This is a genomic window from Paraburkholderia sp., from assembly GCF_035948235.1.
Lineage (GTDB): Bacteria > Pseudomonadota > Gammaproteobacteria > Burkholderiales > Burkholderiaceae > Paraburkholderia.
Window position 1 is genome coordinate 1 of the sequence record NZ_DASZJJ010000273.1, and the last position, 4,262, is coordinate 4,262.

Here is a 4,262-nt window from a genome sequence, read left to right on the forward strand (position 1 = left end):
GCGGACTTCGACGCCGCGCTTGCACAGGCTGTAATAGAGCCGCGCGGCCAGCGCATTGCCCATGAAGAGTTGGGTGCCGCGCGGGTAACGCAGCCGGTCGAGCGCATAGCGGCCCACGACCGCAATCGTGCGGTTGAAGTTCGCCAGCGACGCGAACGGGGCGAGCAGGGCGGTCAGATCGTTGCGCGCGACCATCATGCCGCCGAGTCCCATGAACTCCTTGCGCGGTGGCCGCACGCGCGCGAAGGCGCGACCAAGCACGCGCGCGTCGAATGGTGCGGGCACCAGCGCCCGTCCGCCAAACGCCGCGCCGGGGCCGCTCACATAGTCTGGGTGGGCGGTGGCGGCGACGAACTGCACGTCGCTGATGCGGGCCAGTTCATCGATGGCCTGCGGGCCGCTCTGCAAAAAGGCTTCGCGCGCGGCATCGCAGCCGCGTGCGCCGACGACCGACTCCAGGAAGCGCCGCGCATCGTCGATGCTGTCGGGCACGCCTGCCTGCGCGCTGAGCGCCGTTCCAGGCACCCAGGTGGTGCCGCCCGAGGTCGATGTGATGCCGCCCACCATGGCGGTTTTCTCGCAGAGAAGCACCTTCAGCTTTTCATGGTCCGCGACCAGCGCCGCTGTCATGCCGGCCGCGCCTGCGCCGAATATCAGCAGATCGACTTGCTCGTCCCAGTCCTCATTGCTGATCTGTTGTCTGGCCGCGCCCATGTCTGTGTCTCCTTCGTTTTGTCGGCCGCGCCTGAATGCTGTTGGACGCGGCGAACCATGTTTTCGATGATTGTAGAATAGTATTCCAGAAAATCTCAAAGTGGAATGGAATTCAAAAAACAAAAACCGGTCATACCACCTCGTTAGTAGGTAGCGCGGCCTCCCGAAAGGTCGAAGGTCGCGCCACTCGAAAACGAGCACTCGTCGGAAGCCAGCCACGCGACGAGATGGGCCGCTTCCCCAGTCCGCCCGCGCCGCCGGTCACGATTGCGACCCGCGCTGACGCGTTCATGCGGCGTCGGCCAGCAGGAACTCCACCATGCGATCGCACACGCGCGCGAACATCTGCGTGCCGGTCACGGTCTTGCAACCGCGTGCGCGGGCCGCTTCGATAAAGGGCGTGAGCGGCGGTTTGGTGACGACGTCGCCGACGAAGGTGGTCGCGGGCAGGCGCGAGACATCGATGGGCAACGGGTCTTCGGGGCGCATGCCCATCGGCGAGGCGTTCACGACCACCTCGAACGATTCCGCCGCGACGTCGCTGCCGGCCACGCGCACGGTACCGCGCCCGAGCGCCGCGAGCCGCTCGACGAGCGCATTGACGCGCGCGCCGTCGTTATCGCGGATGTCGAGCGAGGCGACGCCCGCGTTCACGAGCGCCTGGGCGATGGCCGATCCCGCGCCGCCCGCGCCTACTAGCAGGGCGCGTTTGCCGGCTAGGTCGCAGCCCGAGTCGGCGAGCGCGGCGACGAAGCCGGTGCCGTCGAACATGCCGCCATGCCATCCACCGTCGGCGCCGCGCCGCAGCGTGTTGGCCGCGCCGAGAAACGCGGCTTCGTTGCCCAGGGTCGTGCAGAAGCCCGCTGCGCTGAACTTGTGCGGCACCGTGATGATCACGCCATCGACATTGCGCATCGGCGTGACGCCTGCAAAGAACGCCGCCAGATCGTCAGGCGCGACGTGCGCCGGCACCACCAGCGCATCGCGGCCCGCCGCACGCAGCGCCGCCGTCACGCCTTTGGGCGAGCGCACCTGGGCGATCGGATCGCCGACGATGAAGTAGATGCGCGTGGCGCCGCTCAGGCCCTCGTCGAGCGAAATGGGTGTGGTCGCAACGATCGGGTCGGGCGTGAAAGTTGGGGAAGTCATGCTGTTTTCATCTCCAGAGTAGGGCAGACGCGCCGGTCGAAGTGGTTGTGCTGGCAACCGATGCGCCGGAGGCCGGAATGTGGCTGTCCTCAAGATATTTTTTTGTCATGTGTCTCCGCTCCTGTCCCGTTTGAATGGGTTGTTTCGTTGTGTCTGGCACGCCGCCCGAGAGCGTTGCGCCGAAAGTTATGCGTGAACTATAGTTCGAATTGGAATAGTATTCCACAATTAAAGAAAGTTTCAGAGTATCGGGGTATTCACCCGTAGCCGCACTTGAGCGCAATCTTTCAACCGAGGAAAAGGAGGGGGCAGACGATGGCAAGGAGACAACTGGCGGTAATTGGCGCGGGGGCGATCGGCAGGATGCATGTGGAGCGCGCACGGCTTCATTCGCAGGTGCAGGTGACGGCGATTGCCGATCCGTCACCCGCCGCACAGCAATTCGCTGTGGCCGAAGGGCTGCGCTGGTTCGCCGGTTACGAAGCGATGCTCGACGAGATGCGGCCAGAAGGGGTGATCGTCGCGACGCCCAATGCGACTCACGTGGAGGTTGGGCTCGCGTGCGTGGCGCGCGGCATTCCTGCGCTGATCGAAAAGCCAGTGGCCGATCACGTAGAAGCGGCGCTGCGGCTCGATCGCGCTGCGCGCGAGGCGGGCGTGCCGTTACTGGTGGGGCACCATCGGCGTCACAATCCGATCCTGCGTCGGGCGCGCGAGATCGTGCGCGCGGGGCGCCTGGGCAAGCCGGTGGCGGCCAATGCGCTTGCCACTTTCTACAAGCCCGATGCGTACTTCGACATGCAGTGGCGTCGCGAGGCGGGCGGCGGTCCCGTGCTCATCAACCTGATTCACGACATCGACATCATGCGGTTCCTGCTGGGCGAGATCGTCGAGGTGCAGGCGCAAACGTCGAACGGCGTGCGCGGTTTCGCGGTGGAAGACACGGCGGCGGTGCTACTGCGTTTCGAGAGCGGCGCGCTTGGCACGCTGGTGGTTTCCGACACGGCCGCAGCGCCGTGGAACTGGGATCTCGCGGCGGGCGAGGCCGCGCATTACCCGCGCCAGCAGGAGAACACGCATTTCCTGATCGGCACGGATGCGTCGTTGACGCTGCCGCAACTCGACGTATGGGAATACCGCAGCGGTAAGGGTTGGCACGAGCCGTTGACCGTCGAGCGCAGCACGCCACATGCGGGCGATCCTTATCACGAGCAGTTGCGCCATTTTGCGGCGGTAATCGCGCGCGAAGAGGCCCCTGTATGTGCCGCCGACGATGGCGCGCGCACACTGGCGGCGACGCTGGCGGTCCACGCGCGGCGTCGCTGCGTGTGCCGGTCGCGCCTGCACTCATGCAGGCGGGAAACGGCTAAACGATCAGGATTGCTGAGGACTGTGGCGCGTCTGCTGATAGAACGCCACAGTCTCGTGCAAACCGTGTTCCAGCGAGGTGTGGGGCAGACCGGGCAACAGGTCAGCGAGCGCGGGGTCGTGCGGGAACTCGGTGGCGATGGGCAGCGGCGGACCGCTTGCGTCGATCTGCGCGCCGGGCACGATCGCTTTTATCCGATCGATCAGCGTGCCAACCGGCGTCATGTCGCCGGCCAGCGTGAAGGCGTGTGCACCAGCGAATTCGCGTAGCAGGGCTGCTTCGTAGGCGGCCGCGACATCGTCGGCGTAGACGAGGCCGGTCGAACCGCTGAACGGGATCGTGTAGCGCTCGTCGCGCGCGGCCGCGCGGCACGCGAGGCTAGGTCCGGCGCTCGATCCCGATTCGCGGCCCGCGCCGTAGACCACGAGTGGGCGAAAGCCGATGCTCGCAATGCCGTGGTCGTGCCAGTACGCGCGCGCCGAGCCTTCGCAGGCGAGCTTGAAGGTGCCGTAATGCGTTTGCGGCAAGGGCGTTGCGCCGTCCTCGGGGCCGAATACGCCCGCGCTGCCCGCGTACAGCACGCGGCGCAGGCCCGCGGCGCGCGCGGCCTCGAACACGTTGAGCGTGCCGATCAGGTTGATCTGCGCGCCGCGCACCGGATTGGCCGCGCAGTCCGGCGTGAGGATGCCCGCGAGGTGAATGACGGCGTCGCAGCCGTCGAGCGCGCGGGCCGTGTCGGCCGCGCTGGCGATGTCGCCGGTCCGCCACTGCACGCGCGCGGCGTGCGCGGGGGCCAACGCTTCGATCAGGCGCGCGTTGGCGCGCAGGTCAAACGCCACGCACGCCATGCCGCGCGCGAGCAGTCGCTTCATGATCCATGCCCCCAGAAAACCACTGCCGCCTGTGATCAGTACTCGCATTGTTTTGTCTCCATGTCGTTTTCCTTGCCGTTCGTCAGGTCACAAAGTCTTTGCTAAACCTTCTTTTGTGGAATAGTATTCCAGAACGAAAAGTAATTCCACAGAAGCAG

3 protein-coding genes and 2 pseudogenes are annotated in these 4,262 nt (G+C 66.0%); 1 reads left to right on the forward strand and 4 read right to left on the reverse strand.

The window, feature by feature from the left end; genetic code table 11:
* The 3 genes and pseudogenes from VG320_RS23745 to VG320_RS23755 all read right to left on the reverse strand — a co-directional run.
* Nucleotides 1-714, reverse strand: a 714-nt coding sequence (locus VG320_RS23745; protein ID WP_327202509.1) for an FAD-binding protein, incomplete at its 3' end; no start/stop codon positions are given.
* A 143-nt stretch (nucleotides 715-857) separates the two neighbouring features.
* A pseudogene (locus VG320_RS23750) lies at nucleotides 858-953 on the reverse strand (3-oxoacyl-ACP reductase); the annotation flags it as partial.
* Between the two features lie 49 nt (nucleotides 954-1,002).
* On the reverse strand, nucleotides 1,003-1,863 hold the full coding sequence (locus VG320_RS23755) for a shikimate dehydrogenase (protein WP_327202510.1): 861 nt from the start codon (nucleotides 1,861-1,863) through the stop codon (nucleotides 1,003-1,005).
* A 315-nt stretch (nucleotides 1,864-2,178) separates the two neighbouring features.
* Between VG320_RS23755 and VG320_RS23760 the strand changes: the two are divergent.
* Nucleotides 2,179-3,233 (forward strand): annotated as a pseudogene (locus tag VG320_RS23760) (Gfo/Idh/MocA family protein).
* 4 nt (nucleotides 3,234-3,237) lie between these two features.
* Here the strand turns inward: VG320_RS23760 and VG320_RS23765 are convergent.
* Nucleotides 3,238-4,152: an NAD(P)-dependent oxidoreductase gene (locus VG320_RS23765; RefSeq protein WP_327202511.1), complete on the reverse strand. Its 915-nt coding sequence runs from the start codon at nucleotides 4,150-4,152 to the stop codon at nucleotides 3,238-3,240.
* Between the last annotated feature and the right edge of the window lie 110 nt (nucleotides 4,153-4,262).